Raw genomic sequence first — 20,793 nt, forward strand, 5'->3', positions numbered from 1 at the left:
ACAAGCCACGTGGTCATTCCATGTGGCTTGTTCTGCTTATGGCTGATCAGAACTCTTCCCCGATCAACTCGCGGTTAATGAACGCCGCTGACACCGCACCCATGGCCACCGCATTTGCTACCGACCGCAATGGTGAACTGTTATCTCCAGCGGCATAGATGCCATCAACTGAGGTTTTTCCGAATTGGTCTACTTGGATCAGTCCCGTTTCGGTTAATTGACAACCAAAATGCTCAGGCAGTTCGCAATGTTGTGAGAATGGCGAACGGCTGTAGATCGCATTGATACGATAGGTATCACCGTTGGCACAGATCAACTCGCTGAGGTGACCTTTATTATGTATCAGTTCTGAAACATTTTCCGTCACTATGCTGATGTTCTTTCGGTGCAGTAGTTCGATCTTGTCGGCTTCAAGTTCTAAGGGGCCGTTGCTAAAGACGGTCAGCTGATCGGTCCAGTTGCTGATGAGTTTCGCAAGGTCATAAGCATCGTTGCCTTTGGACAATATCCCTGTTGGCTGCTGCTTCACCTCGTACCCATGGCAGTAAGGGCAATGGATCGCGGTGATCCCCCAGCAATCTTTAAAACCGGGGATGTCGGGGAGCTGATCGTTGATCCCGGTGGCAAACAAGAGTTTCTTAGCATGATAGATACCCCCGTCATCTGTATGAACTGTAAATTTATGGTCCACCCCGTCAGCTTTGGTCACGGTCGCATTCAGCAGGGTAACGGTTGGGTAAAGGAGCAACTGCTCTCGTCCTATGATTAATATCTCTTGCGGTGTAGCGCCGTCGCGCGTCAAAAAGTTATGCGAGTGTGGCGTTGACCGGTTACAGGGTTTTCCGCTATCGATCACCAGTACTTTACGTAGTGCACGGGCAAGGGTCATGGCTGCTTGCAGGCCAGCGTTACTGCCGCCAACCACGATCACATCATAAGTTGCATTGTTAGTCATAGCGCAAACATAATAGTAAACATATTTATATGCCACATAGTTGCGTTACGGTAACGTCATTTTATCACCATTCGTATTGCTGCCTCAGCTTTTCCTCTTCCAGATCAAGTTGCGCCACATATTTGTTGATCAGCTCCTCCTCATACTCTGCTTTGTTGTTCATCTTTTGCAATACCTCGCGTTGAGCCTCGATCACCTGCGTGAAGATCTTATGATATTCGTGTTTGATCTCGTGTGCTTGCTCGTCGGTCAGCTCCTTCCTGGCCTCTAAAAAGGCGTTCTCGCCCTCATATCGCTCCAGCATCGCTTTCACCAGTGCGTTACGGCGTACGTATTGATAGTATGGTCTGCTGTTGAGTAAGGACAACGCCCGATCCTTCATCTTGATCTTGATGCGTAGCTCCTGTTCCTCGCGCGATAGCGGATAATCGCGCTCCGGCTCATTGAACCATTGGATAACCAATGGCAGGGTAAGTCCCTGAAATATCAGCGTGACCAAGATGACCGTGAATGTGATGAACAGCACCATATTACGCTGTGGAAAAGGCTGGCCATTTTGTAACGTGAGCGGGATAGACAGCGCTGCCGCGAGCGACACCACGCCCCTCATACCCGCCCAGCCTATAATGATCGGGCTCCTCCAACCGGGCCGGTCATCGGCGGTCTTGATAAAGCGGCTGATAAAGACCGTGAACAAGGATGCGCCTTGCGTACAAATAAGGCGCACTACCATAACGGCCAACGAGATGATCAGTCCGTACTTGATCGCTTCATGCAGCCGTTCAGCACCGAGACCTTTCACTACCGTAGGCAATTCTAAACCGATCAACATGAACACGAACCCATTGAACACGAACCCCACCGCCGACCATACGTTCAAGCTTTGCAGCCGGCTGGCATTGTTCAATATCTCATGGTTTCGGTTAGATAAAAAAAGACCACCGCTTACTACGGCCAACACACCTGATACATGAAAATGCTCGGCTACCATGTACATGCTATAGGGCGCTATAAAACTAAGTGCCGTATCGATACTGGCTGTGGTAGGCAACCAGCGGTGTATGGCGTAAAAAATGAGCGCCAAAGCCAGCCCGATCAGCGTACCGAATATGATCACCACAAAAAAATCGGTAACGGCTTCGCCTATGGCAAAACTACCTGTCATCACGGCGGCTATCGCAAAACGGAAGATCACCAAACTCGAGGCGTCGTTCAGTAAGCTTTCACCCTCTATGACACTCACCACTCGCTTGGGCACTTGTATGCCTTTGAGTATCTGTGTGGCCGATACCGCATCGGGTGGCGAAATGATGCCCCCAAGCAGGAAGCCAAGCGCTACCGTAAAACCGGGTATCAGGCTATGCGATATATAGGCCATAATGCCTGCCGTAATGATCACGATCACAAAGGCAAAGGAAGCAATGATGCGGCGCCACTTCCAAAAATCTTTCCAGGAGGTTTGCCAGGCAGCATCATACAACAGCGGAGGCAAAAAGATCACAAAGATAGCCTCAGGACTAATGTTGATCTCGGGCACCGAAGGAATGGCCCCAATGATCAGTCCGCCGATCACCAACACGATCGGGTATGACACCTTGATCTTTTGCGCCAGCATCACCAAAAAAAGGATAGCCAATAGCAGACCTATATAATACAGCACGAGCTCATGCATACGTAAAAGCAGTAAGTAAAGAGTGAGTTAATGGCTTTACAACAATTCAGCATGTCTAAAAGTTGTTGCACCATATTTATTAAGTGTCGAGTAAAGCAATAGCAAATAATTAAACACAAATGGTGATCCGGTTGTTGAACCATAGCATTTACAACAAATACCATGGATAGCATAAACCAACAACAGCCCGAAGAGAACTATAAAGAGCTGCAGGGCGAAGAAGCCAAGAAAAAGATCAAAGAGCTGGCCGATAAAGGTACCTGCTTTTTTTGCTCGAACATCAAGACCGGAGTACCTTTCTCTACTCGTCCTATGGCCGTACAAAAGATAGACGACCAAGGCAATTTCTGGTTCCTGAGCGCTGATGACAGCCATAAGAACGAAGAGATATCGCACGACCCATTTGTACACCTGTTGTTTCAAGGTTCTACACATTCAGATTTCCTGAACATATACGGCATTGCCGAGGTGAGCAAGGACAAAGAAAAGATCAAGGAACTTTGGGAACCGATACTGAAGACCTGGTTCACAGAAGGTGAGGACGACCCAAGGATCACCGTGATCAAAGTGGAGCCTACCGAAGGTTACTACTGGGATAACAAGCATGGCAATGCCGTTGCATTTGTGAAACAAGTGGCTGGTGCCGTGTTGGGCAAAACCCTCGACGATTCGATAGAAGGTAAATTAGAGTTATAATTGGCAGCTAAAATGACAATACCAACAGCCCGCTTAATTTAGATGCGGGCTGTTCTGTTTATATATAATATCTCGCTGAGCCTTCCGCCTGATCACTGCTCAAGCCGGGCAGCTTTACGATGTGTGCTGTAGATCGCCTCGAGTTTGGGGTCGATGTTCCTGATCAAGAAAATACCGGTCCCTCGTTCTCGGGCTAAAGCATTTGTCACCCGACCTGTCCGCTGAATACTGTCCGCCATTGGTGCAAGGTCACTCACGTCGTCATCATCACTTACATAGATCAGGTACCGTGCATGAAGTACGGGCGGCGCCCATAACGCAAAACTGCTGCTGAGCGATACCAACGGCGGCAGGTCATACTTTTTACTGTAGATATGGATAGCGGCCGCTTCACCGTAATTGTCGGCAAATACGATGGCTTGCTTGCGTTGCTCAGGTGTGAGCTGATGATAAGCTTCTGACGCCTTTTTCGCCATCTCCTCCCACCCGAACATATCTGCATAATCCTGCGTTAGTGGATGTTTTTGCTGGTCCTCCCAGGTCACGGCAAAATTCATGGCAGGCACATTGGTTCTAAAGTAACGGAAGAGACCTAACGTTTTGTCAATATTCAGTACCGGTAATATCAAGGGTAATAAGATCAGGTTGGGCGCGATAAATAGTACCAGAGCGACCGATCGCGCGATATAATTTCGAAGCAGGTAGCTTATCCCTGCCCCACCGGCGGCGAACAGCATTGGATAACCGGCCAGCAGGTAATAAGCCTTCCCATTCATTTTAAGCAGGAATGCAAACACGATCAAATAAGCGAGGCCCACAAAGCGATGATCACGCATTACGTTACTGAACAAGAGGAAGCCAAGACCTATAAGCCATACCATCACTGACGCGCCGTGGATAAGGAACTGCGGAACGATAAAGTCGGCTGCAGAAACGTGCTCCAGTTGCTGATGTTTAAGCTCCGTCATGTGCTTAACGATAGGCCAATGATGTGCGTATTGCCACCACACGTTGGGCAGGAAGATCAGCGTAGCGATACCGATCGCGATCAGTGTATGCCTGTTCCACAACAGCTTGCGCTGTGGGCTGATGATCATTCCCAGTAATAGCGCACCGGCAAAGAACGCCATAGTGTATTTATTCAGCAAACCGAATCCGGTCGCTACGCCAAGCCAGTACAGGTATCGCACTTCCTTACTGTTTACATAACGAACTGTGAGATATGCGGCGAGCAGCCACCATAACTGATCAAATACCACGGGCTGGAACAGATAGCCACTGGCGGCCATACCCGGTGAGAAGATCACGCACAGACAAGCCAGTGCTATGGCAAAACGTTTGCCACCGAATTCGATGGTCAACAGCCCGGTGAGCCACACCATGAGGCCGCTGGCCAGTGCAGTAAAAACTCTTGCGGCCATCACACTCGAACCGAATGATGTAGTGCTGATCTTGGCCAGTAGAGCGATCAGTGGCGGCACTTCCATATATCCCCAATCGAGGTGATCACCCAGCGCGAGGTGCAACATCTCATCGCGGTGGAAACCATAATGCCCGCCGGCCAAGAGGTTCAATAGCAACTTGAGCGCTACAAAAAAGCCGATCAGTGGGAAATATTGACGTTCTAAAGAAGGTTTTGATGCTGACATGGCAAGGTGTTCGGCTAAAAATACCAAATTGCCGCTGATATTTGAAGGCCTATGAAACTCCACATCAAGAATATGGTATGCCACCGGTGCAAATTGGCCGTGGCAGATATATTGCATCAGAACGGCTACCACCCACACGACATCAACTTAGGCGAGGCTGTTATAGATGAAGAGCTTACTGGCTCCCAACTTCAGGAGCTTGATGAGAAGCTAAAGCATGTAGGCTTCGAGCTGATCGATGATAAGAAGGCCCGACTGGTAGAGAAGATCAAGAATGCGGTCATTGAGCTTGTGCATCACAGCGAAGGTTTGCCTACCGTTAATCTTTCCACCTACCTGTCACAAAAGCTTGACCTGGTATACAATCACCTTAGTGATACCTTCTCAGACATGGAGGGCACCACCATAGAGCGTTACTATATAGCCCAGCGCATTGAGCGGGTGAAAGAATTGCTGATATACGATGAGTTGACCCTTAGCCAGATCGCTGACCAGCTGGGCTACAGCAGCGTGGCTTATCTCAGCAATCAATTCAAAAAAGAGACCGGACTTACACCCAGCCATTTCAAACAGATCAGGGAACATAAGCGACGCAATATTGAAGAACTGTAAATGTTGCAACATTTGCCAGTTATAGTGTAAACCTAAAGAACGTTATTAAGGTAACTTTGTGATATAGATCATGAATATGAAACATACCTATAACGTTACCGGCATGACCTGTGCCGGTTGTCAATATAAAGTGCAGCACCTTCTATCGCAGGTCGATCACGTGACCGGTGCTGAAGTGGACCTGGAACATGGCAAAGTGACGTTGAACATGGATCAACATGTGAACACCACCGACCTGCAAGCCGCGCTGAAGGAATATCCAAAGTATCAGTTAACCGAAGAGAAAAGTGCGGCCATGCCGATGAACATGGCTATGGATGATACCGACAAGCGCACCTGGTTTGAGACCTATAAGCCCATCGTGATCATCTTCGCTTACATCTTGACGGTTTCGATCATCGCAGGTTCTACCATTCTGGGTTTCGATGAGCGGGTGGCTATGCGGGTTTTCATGGCGGGCTTTTTCCTGGTGTTCTCCTTTTTCAAGATGCTCGACCTGGATGCCTTTGCCGACAGCTATGCCATGTACGATGTAGTGGCTCGCAAGTTCAAAGGCTGGGGTTACATTTACGCACTGCTCGAACTGACCTTAGGAATAGCTTATGCGACCAACTTCAACCCGGTGATCACCAACGTTGTCACACTGGTGGTGATGTCGGTGAGTATCATTGGAGTATTAAAAACGGTCCTCAACAAGCAGAGCATCCAGTGTGCCTGCCTTGGTGCAGTATTCAATTTGCCCATGAGTACGGTCACTATCATCGAAGATGGCCTGATGATCATCATGAGCGCGTTGATGCTTTTCATGAGCTAGGCTTAAATGAGCCTATAAAACAAAAGGAGCACCGGTCATCCCGCTGCTCCTTTTTTATTTGACCAAGATCTTATAGCTCAGATCTGGCTGTTCTTGTTTCTCAACAGGTGGTCGGCCAGTACCAATGCGGCCATCGCCTCTACGATCGGAACTGCACGTGGCACCACACATGGGTCATGACGGCCTTTACCTTGTATCTGTGCGGCGTTGCCTTCCGCATCTATCGTATTTTGATTGGTCATAATAGTGGCCACGGGTTTGAACGCCACCTTGAACTCGATCGGCATCCCATTGCTGATTCCACCTTGTATACCGCCCGAAAAATTGGTACGGGTACGCACCTCGCCTTCAACGTCCTTTACAAATATGTCGTTATGTTCTGATCCCAGCATCTCTGCGCCGGTAAAGCCCGAACCGTATTCAAAACCATGAACGGCGTTGATGCTCAACATGGCCTTGCCCAGGTCGGCATGCAGCTTGTCAAATACCGGTTCACCCAACCCTACCGGGCAGTTAGTGATCGTGCAGCTTACCTTACCTCCTATCGTGTCGCCTTGCTTACGTATCTCATCAATACGGGCGATCATCTCTTCGGCTGTGGCTGGGTCAGCACAGCGTACGATGTTGGCCTCACGTATTTGGATGAACTCGTCGGCATCCTGAATACTGATGTTGGGCGAGTTGATGGTGCCTACACTACTCACATGAGCCAGCACCTCTATACCATGATGTTTCAACAGCAATTTGGCCACTGCCCCTGCGGCCACACGGGCAGCGGTCTCACGGGCCGATGATCGACCACCACCCCGGTGATCGCGTATGCCATATTTGGTAAAATAAGTATAATCGGCGTGCGACGGGCGGAACACGTCGGTGTTGTGGCTATAATCTTTTGAACGTTGGTCCTCGTTCGGGATGATCATGGCAATGGGCGTACCGGTGGTCTTACCCTCGAACGTGCCCGACAGGATCTGTACCGTATCGCTCTCCTTACGTTGCGTGGTGATCTTGCTTTGGCCGGGTTTGCGTTTATCCAACTCGGCTTGTATGTATGCCAGGTCAATATCCAGACCGGCCGGGCAGCCGTCTATGATCACACCGATGGCCACACCATGCGATTCGCCAAAGGTCGTTATCCTGAACAATTGCCCTAAAGTATTACCCGCCATGTTGAATTTTGTATGATAGTGAATGGCAAATATGTGATTTTTTGATGTAATAGTTCACTAAAAATAGCGGCGAGACCAGCCGGAAAGCCATTTGAGGCCGATGGGCACCTTCACAACACTATTGTTTGCTACTTAAATACTTCCTACTTTTCAGCGTTTATCTTATCTACATCTATGAACCTTACCTCTGACCTTAACCCTCGCGCCAGAAAGTTCTTGATCGGCGGGATCGCACTTGCTGCTGTCATCATCATCTCGGTCATCATCATCAGGAAACGTCATCGCGACAAGATCGACCCTGCATTTAGCCGATACATCGAATCATACACCGCCGGGGTCGTTTCCAGACAAGGACCTATCCGCATCAAGCTGGCCAACGAAGTGCAAACCAGCCATGCCCGCAACGAGCAATTGAAGGATGGTATTTTCGACATCTCGCCATCGGTAGACGGTAAAGCCTACTGGGTGGACGAAAAGACCATTGAGTTTAGGCCCGATAAAGGCATGAAGCCTGACCAACAGTATGAGGTAGAATTTAAGCTGGACGAGGTAGCCAAAGTTGAGGAGGACCTTGACGAATTCAAGTTCAGTTTCGAGACGGTCAAACCCGACCTGACGGTAGAGTACGATGGCCTGCAAACAGCCACCAATACCTCCCTCAACAAAATGAAGCTGACCGGTGTCGTTTCGACGGCGGATGTGGAAGACCCCACGCTGGTAGAAAAGATCTTGTCTGTCAATTATGGCACGCCTACCAAGATCACGTGGGAACACAATGCGGCTGCCCGTACACACCGTTTCGTGGTCAATAACATTCAGCGTTCAGCTACGGTAGCCACCAATTTGGAAGTGACCTATAATGGTGATGCCCTTAACATAGATAAAAAGGAAAGCACCAAAATGGAGATACCCAAAATCGGTGACCTGAAGGTGATGGCCATTAAAGCCGTGCAAGATCAGGAACAGTATGTGCTGGTACAACTCTCCAACCCCATCATGGTGGGTCAGGAATTGAGCGGATTGACCGGCATTAGCAATACTGAAGATGACACCTATACCATTGACGGTAGCCAGATCAAGATATACGCCGCCAAGCGTCTTGAAGGCAATTACACCGCCTTTGCGAACGAAGGTATCGAGGATATTACGCACAAAAAGACCAACAAAGCCTTTACGGCCAACCTGTTCTTTGAGAACAGGCTACCATCGGTGACCATACCCGGTAAAGGGGTCATCCTCCCCGATTCAGGTAAGCTGTTGATGCCTTTCGAGGCGGTCAATCTGAACGCGGTGGATGTAAGCATCATTAAGATATACGAGAATAACATCCCTCAATATTTCCAAACCAATGGCTTCGATGGTAATTACCAGTTAAGGCAGGTAGGACGACCTGTACTGCAAAAGACCATCAGGCTGGATACCGACAAAGGTTTGAACCTGACCCGCAAGAACCGCTTCATGCTGGATGTTGACCACCTGATGCGTACCGAACCTGGCGCCATTTACCGCGTGGTGATCGGCTTCAGGCAAGAGTACTCGCTTTTTAAATGCACAGCCAAAGGCCAAAGCCGGGTGACCGAGAACTCGGACAGTGAAGGCGAAGAAGGCGGTTACGAAGGCGAAGAAGGTGGCGGATACGGCGAGAAGATCGATGAGGACGATGAGTTTTGGGCTCGTTATGACAATTACTACCCATCGGGCTACAAATGGGAAGAACGTGAAGATGCTTGCAGCCGGTCATACTACACCAAAGACCGCTGGGCCACCCGCAACATTTTGGCCTCAAACATTGGCCTGATCGCCAAACGGGGTACCGATAATAGCATGGTGATCGCTGTGACCAACATCATGGATGCGCAGCCCATGAGTGGCGTCACGCTGGAATTGCTTGATTACCAACGGCAGGTGATAGCCACCAGCAAGTCTGACGGCGACGGACTTGCCAAATTTGCGGTGAAACGGAAGCCATACCTATTAGTGGCCAAGAACGGTGACGAACGCGGTTATTTAAAATTAGACGATGCCAGTTCGCTGCCGTTAACACGGTTCAACGTGGGTGGCGAAGAAGTACAAAAAGGACTGAAAGGATTCATTTACGGCGAACGTGGCGTATGGCGTCCTGGGGATTCCATTTTTGTGTCGTTCATTCTCGAAGACAAACAGCATACTTTGCCGGCCGACCACCCGGTAGATTTTGAACTATACGACCCTAAGGGACAGCTGTATACACGAATGACTCGCACCCGGTCGTTAGATGGGTTTTACAGTTTCCATACGGCTACCAATACCTCCTCGCCTACCGGCAACTGGAGCGCTAAGGTAAAAGTGGGCGGTGCAGTGTTCGAAAAGATGGTAAAGGTGGAAACCATTATGCCTAACCGCTTGAAGATCGACCTGTCGTTCGGTAATCGTGCACAACTGACCAAGGGCAGCACGACAGATGGCAGGCTCAATGCCCGGTGGTTGTTCGGTGGCGTGGCGCAGAACCTGAAAGCTAAGGTTGATGCCTTTGTATCCGCCCAACGCACCACCTTTAAAGGACTGGATGATTACACCTTCGATGACCCGACACTTGCATTCAACACGCAAACTCAAACAGTATTTGATGGCAAACTGGACGAGAATGGCAATGCCGACATTAACGCCGACATCAACGTACAGGAACAGGCTCCCGGTCAATTGCGTGCCAACTTCCTGGTCAAAGTGTTCGAGCCGGGAGGCAATTTTAGCATACAGCAAACCACCCTCCCTTACAATGTTTATGGCGGCTATGTGGGCATCCGCACGCCTGAGGGCAAACAACTGAGCGGTATGCTCGAGACCGGCAAGGAACATTCAGTGGATATTGTGGACGTGAACAGCAACGGACAGATCAATGCCGGTGTACGCGATGTGCAGGTTGAAATGTATAAGATACAATGGCGCTGGTGGTGGGATAAGAGCGAAGACGAACTAAGCAACTTTACCCAGGATCAGTATAATAAACTGGTGGTCAACACCACAGTACGCCTGAACGGTGGTCGCGGCAAATGGAACTTCAAGGTAGATAATGACCATTGGGGCCGCTACCTGATCAAGGTAAGAGACCCGCAAACTGGTCACTCTACCGGTAAAGTGGTATACCTTGATTGGCCTAATTGGGCCGACCGCCTGCAGCAGGACAATGCCACCGAAGCGGCCATGTTATCCTTCACGGCCGCCAAGCAAAAGTACAAAGTTGGCGAACAGGTGACCTTGACCATCCCTACCGGAGCTGCCGGGCGTGCCTTGGTCAGCATCGAGAACGGTAGCCATGTGCTCAAGACCGACTGGATCAATACCGAGAAAGGTCAAACCCGGTACAGCTTCAAACTGGAACCTGGCATGGCCCCTAACGTGTTCGCTACCGTGACCGTATTACAGCGGCATGCGCAAACCTTGAATGACCTCCCTATTCGTCAGTATGGCGCACTGGCCATTGAGGTGGAAGACCCCGAGACCGTACTCAAACCCGTGATCAGTATGCCTGACAAGATCAGGCCAGAGACCCGCTCTGAGATCACTGTATCAGAAACGTCGGGCAAAGAAATGACCTATACCGTGGCTCTGGTAGATGAAGGTTTACTTGACCTCACTAACTTTAAAACCCCAGACCCGCACAAGGCTTTCTACGCTCGCGAGGGTTTGGGTGTGAAGACCTGGGATCTTTTCGACTACGTGATAGGTGCCTTTGGTGGTGGCCTGGAGCGCATCCTAAGCATTGGTGGCGATGGCAGCGGCGTAGGCAATGGGAAGAACGTTCAGGTGAATCGCTTTAAACCAGTGGTCAAATTCATGGGGCCGTTCAAACTGGGCAAAGGACAAAAGCAAACGCATCAGTTCATCCTGCCGCAATACATTGGTTCAGTACGGGCTATGGTGATCGCTGGTCATGACGGAAGCTATGGCTTTGCCGAAAAGCCTGTAGCGGTTAAAAAGCCACTGATGATACTGGCTACCCTGCCACGTGTGCTGGGCCCGTCAGAAAAAGTGCAGCTTCCGGTAACCGTGTTCGCCACGGAAAGTAACTTGAGGACAGTGACCGTTAAGGTGGTGTCCAACGCTTTCAGCAACCCCGGTAGCAGCTACCAAAAAGTGGTGACCTTTAGTAAACCGGGTGACCAGCTGGTATCGTTCGACCTGGATGTGAAAAGTTTTGTTGGCGTAGGCAAAGTAAAGATCACCGCCCAAAGTGGTAGCGAAAAAGCAGACTTTGACGTTGAACTTAACGTGCGTAATCCTAACCCGCCGATCACCAGCATTATCGAGAAAGAGCTTGGGCCGGGCGAATCATGGAGCACGGCTTACACCGCTTTAGGCATGGGCGGTACCAACAAAGCTACGTTGGAAGTATCGAGCATACCGGCGCTCAATTTGAGCAAGCGTTTAAGCTACCTTATCCAATATCCGCACGGTTGTGTGGAACAGACCACCTCCTCAGTGTTCCCGCAATTGTACCTTGGCCAGTTGATGAGCCTTGATGTCCGTCAGAAACAAATGACCGACCGCAACATCAAAGCGGCCATCTCGCGCTTGAATGGCTTCCAGGTGCCGGGTGGCGGCATGAGCTACTGGCCTGATGGTGGCGAACCTGACGAATGGGGCACCAACTATGCCGGTCACTTCATGTTGGCGGCGCAGGCCAAAGGCTACGTGTTGCCGGTGGGCTTCCTGGATCAGTGGAAGCGTTTCCAAAAGCAAAAAGCACAGAACTGGTCGCCTGACCTGTATAAGTTCTATGATTCGGGTATCACGCAAGCTTATCGCTTGTATTTGTTGGCAATGGCAGGTGTACCTGAATTGGGCGCGATGAACCGCTTAAAGGAGATGAAGTATCTGAGTCCGGAAGCCAAATGGCGTTTGGCCGCCGCCTATAAGCTGGCCGGCCAACCAGAGGTTGGTTCACGCATGGTAGCCAACTTGCCGCTTACCGTGAAGCCTTACCGGCAGATGGCCTACACCTACGGATCTGACCTGCGCGATGAGGCCATGATCCTGGAAACACTGACCTTGTTGGGACAGCGCCAAAAAGCATCAAGATTAGTCTACACCGTGGCCGCCAAGTTATCGCAAGACGAATGGTATAGTACGCAGACCACTGCCTACTCGCTGTTAGCGGTGGCTCTACATTGCGGACAGAACCGCTCAGGCAACCGTTTACAATTTGATGTTCAGGCTGGTGCGTTGAAGAACAAGGTGAACACCGACGAATACCTGTGGCAAAACCCGATCAGCTCGAGCGGTGGTAATGCCATGATCCGTAACAGTGGCAAAACGCGTTTATACATCAGGCTGATCCAGCAAGGGCAACCGGCATTGGGCCAGGAAGTGCCGACCAACATCAACCCTGATGTGCTACAAATGAGCGTGAACTATTACTCGCTCACGGGTAAACCTATTGACCCATCGGTGTTGAAACAGGGTACCGACTTTGTGGCGCAAGTGATCATCAAGAATTCGGGACAGCGAGGCAATTATGCTAACATGGCACTCACACAAATATTCCCGTCAGGTTGGGAGATCCTGAACACCCGTATGCTCAATAATGATGAGGTATTCAAGTCATCACCATCCGACTACCGTGATGTGCGCGACGACCGGGTAAATACTTACTTTGGCTTACCGGCCGACAAGGAAGTGACCTATTATGTGATGTTGAACGCCTCGTACACCGGTCGTTTCTACTTGCCTGCGGTGTATTGCGAGGCCATGTATGACACTTCCATCAACGCGCTGCAAAGTGGCCAGTGGGTAGAGGTGGTCAAATAAACCAGAAAAATTCAGATACAGAACCGGTCGAAGAATCACCGAGCGAGATGATCGCGAGTTAAGATCCTCGGCCGGTTCTTTATAGACGAGTGCAAAAGAAAAAAGGTAAGAGCGTTGATGGGTGCAGGTATTATGAGTAAATTGAAAAAGCCGAAGGTGTACATATCTTTGGCTTTGCTCTTTGTGGCCTTGATAACGTTCTGGTTCTGCCTGCCTGATCCGTTGTTCGATAAACCTACCTCATTCGTGATCGACGACGAAAAGGGCGAACTTTTAGGTGCCGCGATAGCGCCCGATGGACAATGGCGTTTCCCTTATGATGGTGCAGTGCCCGATAAGTTCAGGCAATGCATCATTGCTTTTGAGGACAAACGCTTTATGCACCATCCCGGCGTAGATGTGCTGGCCATTGGCCGGGCCATTAAGCAGAACTTTCGGCATGAGCGGGTAAGCAGTGGCGGCAGTACGCTGACCATGCAGGTCATCCGCCTGGCCACCGATCACAAGCGCACCTACTGGTATAAATTCATCGAAATGTTCATGGCTCTTCGCCTCGAACTCACCTATAGCAAAAAAGAGATATTGGCCCTGTACGCCAGCAACGCTCCTTTCGGTGGTAACGTGATAGGCTTGAACGCCGCCTCATGGCGCTACTATGGACGTGGTCCGGACAAGTTATCCTGGGGCGAGACCGCAGCCATGGCCGTGTTACCCAATGCTCCTGCCTTGGTACACCCCGGCAAGAACCGCGGCTTGCTCTTAAAAAAGCGTAACCGCCTGCTCGACAAACTTGCCGATCAGCACATCATCGACAGCACCACCGCCCAACTGGCAAAGCTGGAGCCCATGCCCGATAAGCCCTTGCCGCTTCCACAGGTAGCTCCTCACCTTTTGGAACAGTTCAAGGCTGAGTACGATGCAAGTAGCCATGCTTCAACCCGCCTACGCACTACGCTTAAGGCCGGTCTTCAACAACAAGTGACCGACATACTGGAGCGTCATCACCGGATGTTGCGGGCCAACCAGATCAACAATATAGCGGCCGTAGTTCTCGATGTAGAGACCGGCGCTGCGCTGGCGTATGCGGGCAACATCTTTCACCCCGGTGATGCAGAGTTGCAGAGCAGCGTGGATGTCGCCAATGCGCCACGTAGTCCGGGTAGCACGTTAAAACCTTTGCTGTATGCATCCATGCTGCATGATGGCTTTATCTTACCTAATACCCTGATACCTGACATTCCTACCCAAATAGCCGGGTACCACCCCGAGAACTTTGATCTGGGTTACGATGGCGCGGTGCCTGCCTCAAGGGCATTAGCTCGCTCACTCAACGTCCCAGCGGTCAAGATGCTACAGCGATACAAGTACGAACGCTTTTATGATGTATTGAAGCGGGCAGGAATAACCACCCTTACCCAACCGGCCGACCATTATGGCCTTTCGCTGATCCTAGGCGGTTGCGAGAACACCCTTTGGGAACTGACCGGTGCGTACGCCAGCATGGCCCGGGTGCTCCACCATTTTAATCGAACGGGGCGCTACACTCAGGCCGACTATCATCACCCCGTTTACCGCCCCACACAGCGTACAGACCGGCCCAATGAAAAGAACGGCTTACTGGACGCAGCATCGATCTACTACACCTTTCAGGCAATGGAAGAAGTAATGCGCCCCGGGGAAGAGATGTTATGGCAACAGTTCGGGTCTACCCAACGCGTGGCCTGGAAGACCGGCACCAGCTTTGGTTTTAGGGATGGCTGGGCGATCGGCGTGACCACCAGGTATGTGGTGGGCGTTTGGGTGGGCAACACCACTGGCGAAGGACGCCCCGACTTGACCGGTATCAATACTGCCGCACCGGTCATGTTCGAGATATTCAGGCTGCTGCCGGTCACCCGCGAGTGGTTCAAAGCGCCGGTGGATGATATGGTGAAGATCGGCGTGTGTCGCGAAAGTGGCATGAGGGCAGGTGAAAATTGCGAACATGTTGACGATACCTGGGTGCCCGCTCCCGGCTTACGTACGCCCGTTTGCCCGTATCACCAATTGGTACACCTGGATGCGAGCGGCAAGTGGCAGGTAAATGCTGATTGTGCTTCGCCGGATCAAATGCGCCATCAAAAATGGTTCGTGCTGCCGCCATCTATGGAATATTATTACAAAGCGCGCAATTATCAATACCGAACCTTACCACCCTTCCGGACTGATTGTGGCGTGGCCGAACGGCAGCAGGCCATGGAGGTCATCTATCCAAAAGATCAGGCCAAGGTCTATATTCCGCTCGAGGCCGACGGTAACCGCGGCCGCATGATCTGCAATGCGGCGCACCGGCAACCGGGCACCAAGATATTTTGGCACCTTGACGACCGCTACATCGGTGAAACACATGGCCAGCACCAGATCGCCATCGCCCCGTCGGCAGGTATGCATGTATTGACCTTGGTAGATGGTAATGGCAGCACCACCAAAGTGCGGTTCACCATACTGGACAAAGAGACGGGCCATTGATGCTTCAGAACGATCGTGTTACATTGGAAGAACTTAAAAGATCATCCCTATATTCAAGCTCGCTGATCACTATTCACATGAAGAAACTCTTACTTGTCCTCACCATCATTTGCCCTTACATCAGTTTAGCCCAAAAGTTAAGCCCTGCCGAACTTGCCCGCTGCAAGGCCCAGGTGCAACGGGTGACCATTATCCGCGACAATTGGGGCGTACCGCATATTTACGGCAAGACCAACGCCGATGCGGTTTTCGGTTTGATGTATGCGCAGTGCGAGGAGAACTTCAAAGGTATCGAGCGAAACTACCTTTATCAGTTGGGTAAGCAGGCCACGGTGGATGGTGAAAGCAGCTTGTATCAGGATATCCAACTGCAACTTATAGCTGACAGCACAGAGGCGATCAAAGAGTATCAGACCAGCCCGCTTTGGTTCAGGAAGCTAATGGATGCATTTGCCGATGGCATTAACTATTACCTGTATAAGCATCCGCAGGTAAAGCCAATGGTGTTGCATCATTTCAAGCCTTGGTATGCCTTGATGTTCACTGATGGCAGCGTGGCAGCTACCATCACAGGTGGCATCACGCTCAACGAGACCAAGCAATTCTACAGCGGCGCTGACGCCAGGTATGGTCGTATTAAAACAATTAAGCCCGTTAACACGGAGGATGTAGATGGGCATGTATTCGGGATTGAGATAGGCTCCAACGGCTTTGCTATATCGCCTAAGCGGTCGGCTACCGGGCATGCTATGTTATACATTAATCCGCATGTGCCGTTCTACTTTAGGTCGGAGGTGCAGATCAGCAGCGAGGAAGGTTTGAACGCTTATGGGGCCGTCACTTGGGGGCAGTTTTTCATCTATCAGGGCTTCAATGCCCACTGCGGTTGGATGCACACCAGCAGTTATGCCGACGTGGCCGATGCTTATGCCGAAAAGGTCACCCATCAGAACGGCAAATGGTACTATGAATATGATGGTAAGCAGCTCCCCGTGACAGAGCGTGACCTGCTGATCGATCGCAAGAATGGCGATAAGATAGAGACCGTCAAGATCAAAGGATATTACACGCATCACGGGCCGGTGCTGGGCAGCCGTGACGGAAAATGGTTGGCGCTCAAAGCTAATAACCGCTCGTACAAGGCCTTACTCGAGTCATGGCTCATCACCAAAGCCAATACCTATATACAGTACGTTAAGGCCATGGACCTACTATCCAACGCCACAAATAATACTGTATACGCAGATGATAAAGGCAACACGGTATTTTGGTATGGCAACTATATGCCTAAACGCGACCCGAAAGTGGAATGGACGCTACCGGTAGATGGTACCACTAAAGCTACTGAATGGCAAGGCCTGCATCCGTTAAAAGAGATCGTGACCGTGATGAACCCGGCTGGCGGATGGATACAGAATTGTAACGCCACACCGTTCACTGCTGCAGGTAAAGACAGCCCCGACCCGTCCAAATATCCAGCTTATATGGCACCTAACGGACAGAACTACCGTCAGATCAACGCGCAAAAGTTGCTCGATACCAAGGACAAGTTGACCCTTGATGACCTGACCGCTCTGGGATATGACCGCTACCTCACAGCATTCGACGCGCTGCTGCCGCCTTTGTTGAAGGCTTATAATACCTCTTCCGATACGGCTTTGCTGTCACGGCTTAGGCAACCTATTTACTTGTTGACCCATTGGGACAGGTGTTCGGATGTAGCTTCCATAGCTACCACAGTAGCCATCGAGTATAGCACCGCTATGTTTGCGTTGCTACCCAAACCTACAACTACCGAGGCAGGCACTTACCAAACTGACCGTGTTGACCAACTCCTGAAGGAGCTCAAACCACAACAACTGCTTGATATATTGGATAATACCATAACTACCCTCAACAAAAGGCACGGCAACTGGATGGTGACCTGGGGAAGCATTAACCGTTACCAACGCCCAGCCGACGGTATGAGCTTTGATGATAGCCAGCCAAGCGTACCGGCCGCATCAGTGGCATCGGTGTTCGGGCAGTTGCCATCATTTGTTACCCGCGGTGGCAACGGTACCAAAAAGCGTTATGGTTATTCGGGCAACAGCTTTATAGCCGCCGTAGAGTTTGGCCCTAAGGTAAAGGCCAAGTCACTGATCACTGGCGGACAGTCGTTTAAGGCTGGTTGCCCGCTGTTCACTGATCAGGCGCAAATGTACCTCGATGGTAAGTTCAAGGATGTGTTATTCTACAAAGAAGACGTGCTCAAGAACGTTTGGCAGCGCTATCACCCCGGCCAAACCAAGCATCAATATACCAACAAAGGCGACTGTTTGGATGATTGATCATGGCGGAAGCATGACCTATGAGCGATCATCAAATTCGCAATAACGCACCATTACACAACTTACCGGAATAACGAACGGCTGGTGTAGTTCTTTACAGGTGTTACATTTTGGTGTTTCCGTGTTACATTTGGTGTTACATTCTAGAAAAATGTTGTTTTTTCTTTAAAAAGTTGGGTTTTTACAAATTTCGCAACGCTAAAAAGTGGGGAAAGTTGGGGAATTCTGTTACATCGGTGTAACACTTTTTAACGCAGTTTTTGTGCATTCTTGGTAGAACCTTTCACCTTCATGTTGACAGTATAGATCGCCTTTGAGGCGGTGATGAAAAGCGTGCGGCGATCAGGTCCACCAAAGCATACGTTACCCGTCCACGGTTCCTCGATGCGGATCAGTCCCAACTTGTTTCCCTGCGGGTCAAATATGGTCACGCCCTTCCCGCCTGTCAGGTAAACGTTTCCTTCATCATCCAGCGTCATTCCGTCAGATCCCATTTTGGTAAATAACTGCTGATCGGTCAGCTCCCCCTTTGTGCCAATGGTGAAGCGGTAGGTCTTACCAGCCTTAATGTCGGCCACGAACAGATACTTACCATCCCTGCTTCCGGCTATCCCGTTCGGTTTCAACAGTGCCGAACTGGCCACGATCGGCTCATGTCTGCCTGCAGGAAGGTAATACACCTTTTCGCCATCGAGCGCTGAGGTGGTACGCGTCCAGTAATTGCGTTGATAGTATGGATCGGTAAAATAGATACCGCCCCGCGCATCCATCCAAAGGTCATTGGGTCCGTTCAGTCGTTTGCCGTCAACGCCGGTGAGTAAGGTCTCGTGTTGGCGGCCGGTAGCATCAAAACGCCACAACTCGCCCTGATCATCAGCACAGGTCACCAGATGGCCTTTGGCATCAAAGAACGTCCCGTTCGAGCGTCCGGCCTTGTCGGTGAATAGTGATAGCTTGCCGTCCGTTCCGTACTTCCATATCGTGCTATTTGGCTGGTCGGTAAAATAAACGTTACCCTTGGCATCGGCAGCAGGTCCTTCGGTAAATTCGAACTGTTTGCTGATCATTACCGGCTTGGTGCCGGGTGCTATCAGGTTGGCAGGTCCGTAAGTGCTATCGCTTTGAGAAGCTATAATGCTTACCTTTGCAGCCGGTACAGAGCGTGTGGTTAGCTGTAAAATACTGATGGCCAATGGTATTGTAGCTATCAGGCTGAGCTTGACGAGTGTTCTCATATCGTGTAGATGGATGCCGCCAATATCGGCGTATGTATCTGCAAAACAAAGCGCACTGCTATCGATTTTACTTTTACATGTATTCAAAAGAACAGGCATCACAGATCAGGCAACAATTTTGGACCACCTTTGGCCAATACATCGCACCGCATTTGTCGGCCGAGGGCACCAAAGTAAATTGGATCAATTACCGCACGGGCATTAAACACGTCAACTTTAGGATGCAGGCCTTTAACCGGTCGGCCACCATAGCGATCGAGATCAGCCACCCCGACCCGGGCATACAGGAGTTGTTCTTTGAACAGTTCAAAGAGGTACGCTTACTGCTTTACAGTGCCTTGAACGAAGAATGGGAATGGGCCTTGCACGACCAGGACGAGTACGGCAAGATCGTGAGCCGTATCTACAAAGACATCAACGGTGCCAGTATTTTCAATAAAGCCGACTGGCCTGCGCTGATCTCGTTCTTTAAACCCCGCATTATAGCATTAGATGAGTTCTGGAGCGATGCCAAATACAGTTTTGAAGCCTTGAAGTAATTATTTGGACTTGAACAGCCCGAATTTGAGAATACAATAAATAGCCCTTACCCCATCGCGCCAGCCGATCTTCTTGCCTTCGTAGTAGGTGCGGCCGTAGTAAGATATGCCTACCTCATAAATGCGGATGTGCGGGATGCGCGACATTTTGATCGTTACTTCCGGCTCAAAGCCAAAGCGCTTTTCGGTCAGGTTCAATCCCTGCACCATCTCGGTCTTGAACAGCTTGTAGCAGGTCTCCATGTCGGTAAGGTTCAGGTTCGAGAACATGTTGGAGGCAAAGGTCAACCAGCGATTACCGATGGTGTGCCAAAAGAACAAGATGCGGTGCGGGTTGCTACCCATAAATCGTGAGCCATATACCACATCGGCAAAGCCATTCACTACCGGTTTCAGCAGGTCATTATACTCTGATGGGTCATACTCAAGATCCGCATCCTGAATGATCAGGTATTCGCCCGTGGCTTTAGAGATACCTGTATGCAGTGCCGCGCCTTTACCCTGATTAACCTCGTGCTTAAAATACTGGATGTTCATATCAGGATTAGCCGCGCGGTAGTTCATGATCGCCTCCTCGGTGTTGTCTTTTGAGCAATCGTTCACGATGATCAGCTCTTTTTCGATATCATTCACCAGTTGTACCTCTTTGATCTTGTTCAGGATCAGGTGGATGGTACGCCCTTCATTGTAGGCCGGGATAACGATAGATAATTTGCGGATCAGCATAGTTAATTATGGATATGAACTTTAACCGCATGATACCATGCCGTTATGAGTTTTGATAAGGGCAAAAGTAATATCATTGCGCTAACAATCATAAAGATCGC

Annotated in this window: 13 protein-coding genes; 7 read left to right on the forward strand and 6 right to left on the reverse strand. The window is 50.3% G+C overall.

Annotated elements, in window-relative coordinates; all coding sequences use genetic code 11:
- Window positions 1–46: 46 nt before the first annotated feature.
- Together LLH06_RS09820 and LLH06_RS09825 are read right to left on the reverse strand one after the other, a co-directional pair.
- Window positions 47–955, reverse strand: a complete 909-nt coding sequence (locus tag LLH06_RS09820) for an NAD(P)/FAD-dependent oxidoreductase (RefSeq protein ID WP_228173191.1) — start codon at window positions 953–955, stop codon at window positions 47–49.
- 64 nt (window positions 956–1,019) lie between these two features.
- Entirely contained in the window at window positions 1,020–2,627 is a 1,608-nt protein-coding gene (locus tag LLH06_RS09825; RefSeq protein WP_228173192.1) for a Na+/H+ antiporter, read from the reverse strand.
- Between the two features lie 162 nt (window positions 2,628–2,789).
- On the opposite strand from LLH06_RS09825, the gene LLH06_RS09830 reads away from it, so the two are divergent.
- Complete coding sequence (locus LLH06_RS09830) at window positions 2,790–3,323, forward strand: pyridoxamine 5'-phosphate oxidase family protein (protein ID WP_228173193.1); 534 nt, start codon at window positions 2,790–2,792, stop codon at window positions 3,321–3,323.
- Window positions 3,324–3,415: 92 nt separating this feature from the next.
- Here LLH06_RS09830 and LLH06_RS09835 read toward each other — a convergent pair whose 3' ends face one another.
- A complete protein-coding gene (locus tag LLH06_RS09835) occupies window positions 3,416–4,972 on the reverse strand; it encodes an ArnT family glycosyltransferase (protein ID WP_228173194.1) in 1,557 nt (518 codons plus the stop codon).
- Between the two features lie 51 nt (window positions 4,973–5,023).
- Here LLH06_RS09835 and LLH06_RS09840 point away from each other — a divergent pair, with 51 nt between their 5' ends.
- Window positions 5,024–5,584: a helix-turn-helix domain-containing protein gene (locus LLH06_RS09840; protein WP_228173195.1), complete on the forward strand. Its 561-nt coding sequence runs from the start codon at window positions 5,024–5,026 to the stop codon at window positions 5,582–5,584.
- A gap of 70 nt (window positions 5,585–5,654) precedes the next feature.
- Complete coding sequence (locus tag LLH06_RS09845) at window positions 5,655–6,398, forward strand: heavy-metal-associated domain-containing protein (protein WP_228173196.1); 744 nt, start codon at window positions 5,655–5,657, stop codon at window positions 6,396–6,398.
- 77 nt (window positions 6,399–6,475) lie between these two features.
- On the opposite strand, the gene aroC is transcribed toward LLH06_RS09845, so the two are convergent.
- Window positions 6,476–7,567, reverse strand: a complete 1,092-nt coding sequence (gene aroC / locus LLH06_RS09850; RefSeq protein WP_228173197.1) for a chorismate synthase — start codon at window positions 7,565–7,567, stop codon at window positions 6,476–6,478.
- A 174-nt stretch (window positions 7,568–7,741) separates the two neighbouring features.
- Here aroC and LLH06_RS09855 point away from each other — a divergent pair, with 174 nt between their 5' ends.
- The 3 genes from LLH06_RS09855 (at window position 7,742) to LLH06_RS09865 (ending at window position 18,192) form a co-directional block, all read left to right on the forward strand.
- On the forward strand, window positions 7,742–13,354 hold the full coding sequence (locus LLH06_RS09855) for an alpha-2-macroglobulin family protein (protein WP_228173198.1): 5,613 nt from the start codon (window positions 7,742–7,744) through the stop codon (window positions 13,352–13,354).
- Window positions 13,355–13,486: 132 nt separating this feature from the next.
- A complete protein-coding gene (pbpC, locus tag LLH06_RS09860; protein WP_228173199.1) occupies window positions 13,487–15,862 on the forward strand; it encodes a penicillin-binding protein 1C in 2,376 nt (791 codons plus the stop codon).
- 77 nt (window positions 15,863–15,939) lie between these two features.
- A complete protein-coding gene (locus tag LLH06_RS09865) occupies window positions 15,940–18,192 on the forward strand; it encodes a penicillin acylase family protein (protein ID WP_228173200.1) in 2,253 nt (750 codons plus the stop codon).
- A gap of 248 nt (window positions 18,193–18,440) precedes the next feature.
- Here LLH06_RS09865 and LLH06_RS09870 read toward each other — a convergent pair whose 3' ends face one another.
- Complete coding sequence (locus LLH06_RS09870) at window positions 18,441–19,427, reverse strand: SMP-30/gluconolactonase/LRE family protein (protein WP_228173201.1); 987 nt, start codon at window positions 19,425–19,427, stop codon at window positions 18,441–18,443.
- A gap of 77 nt (window positions 19,428–19,504) precedes the next feature.
- Between LLH06_RS09870 and LLH06_RS09875 the strand changes: the two genes are divergently transcribed.
- Window positions 19,505–19,966, forward strand: coding sequence for a DUF4268 domain-containing protein (locus tag LLH06_RS09875; protein WP_228173202.1), 462 nt, complete (start codon window positions 19,505–19,507; stop codon window positions 19,964–19,966).
- Here the strand turns inward: LLH06_RS09875 and LLH06_RS09880 are convergent, their stop codons facing one another.
- Window positions 19,967–20,692 (reverse strand): glycosyltransferase family 2 protein, encoded by a 726-nt coding sequence (locus tag LLH06_RS09880; RefSeq protein WP_228173203.1) that lies wholly within the window; start codon window positions 20,690–20,692, stop codon window positions 19,967–19,969.
- Window positions 20,693–20,793: the final 101 nt, after the last annotated feature.

The organism is Mucilaginibacter daejeonensis (assembly GCF_020783335.1).
GTDB lineage: Bacteria > Bacteroidota > Bacteroidia > Sphingobacteriales > Sphingobacteriaceae > Mucilaginibacter > Mucilaginibacter daejeonensis.

Excerpts from the sequence above, each read along its gene's own strand:
- LLH06_RS09840 (WP_228173195.1), top strand. The coding sequence starts at position 5,024 with ATGAAACTCCACATCAAGAATATGGTATGCCACCGGTGCAAATTGGCC.
- LLH06_RS09870 (WP_228173201.1), bottom strand. The coding sequence starts at position 19,427 with ATGAGAACACTCGTCAAGCTCAGCCTGATAGCTACAATACCATTGGCC.
- LLH06_RS09865 (WP_228173200.1), top strand. The coding sequence starts at position 15,940 with ATGAAGAAACTCTTACTTGTCCTCACCATCATTTGCCCTTACATCAGT.
- LLH06_RS09855 (WP_228173198.1), top strand. The coding sequence starts at position 7,742 with ATGAACCTTACCTCTGACCTTAACCCTCGCGCCAGAAAGTTCTTGATC.
- LLH06_RS09845 (WP_228173196.1), top strand. The coding sequence starts at position 5,655 with ATGAATATGAAACATACCTATAACGTTACCGGCATGACCTGTGCCGGT.
- pbpC (WP_228173199.1), top strand. The coding sequence starts at position 13,487 with ATGAGTAAATTGAAAAAGCCGAAGGTGTACATATCTTTGGCTTTGCTC.
- LLH06_RS09875 (WP_228173202.1), top strand. The coding sequence starts at position 19,505 with ATGTATTCAAAAGAACAGGCATCACAGATCAGGCAACAATTTTGGACC.
- LLH06_RS09835 (WP_228173194.1), bottom strand. The coding sequence starts at position 4,972 with ATGTCAGCATCAAAACCTTCTTTAGAACGTCAATATTTCCCACTGATC.
- aroC (WP_228173197.1), bottom strand. The coding sequence starts at position 7,567 with ATGGCGGGTAATACTTTAGGGCAATTGTTCAGGATAACGACCTTTGGC.
- LLH06_RS09830 (WP_228173193.1), top strand. The coding sequence starts at position 2,790 with ATGGATAGCATAAACCAACAACAGCCCGAAGAGAACTATAAAGAGCTG.
- LLH06_RS09825 (WP_228173192.1), bottom strand. The coding sequence starts at position 2,627 with ATGCATGAGCTCGTGCTGTATTATATAGGTCTGCTATTGGCTATCCTT.
- LLH06_RS09880 (WP_228173203.1), bottom strand. The coding sequence starts at position 20,692 with ATGCTGATCCGCAAATTATCTATCGTTATCCCGGCCTACAATGAAGGG.
- LLH06_RS09820 (WP_228173191.1), bottom strand. The coding sequence starts at position 955 with ATGACTAACAATGCAACTTATGATGTGATCGTGGTTGGCGGCAGTAAC.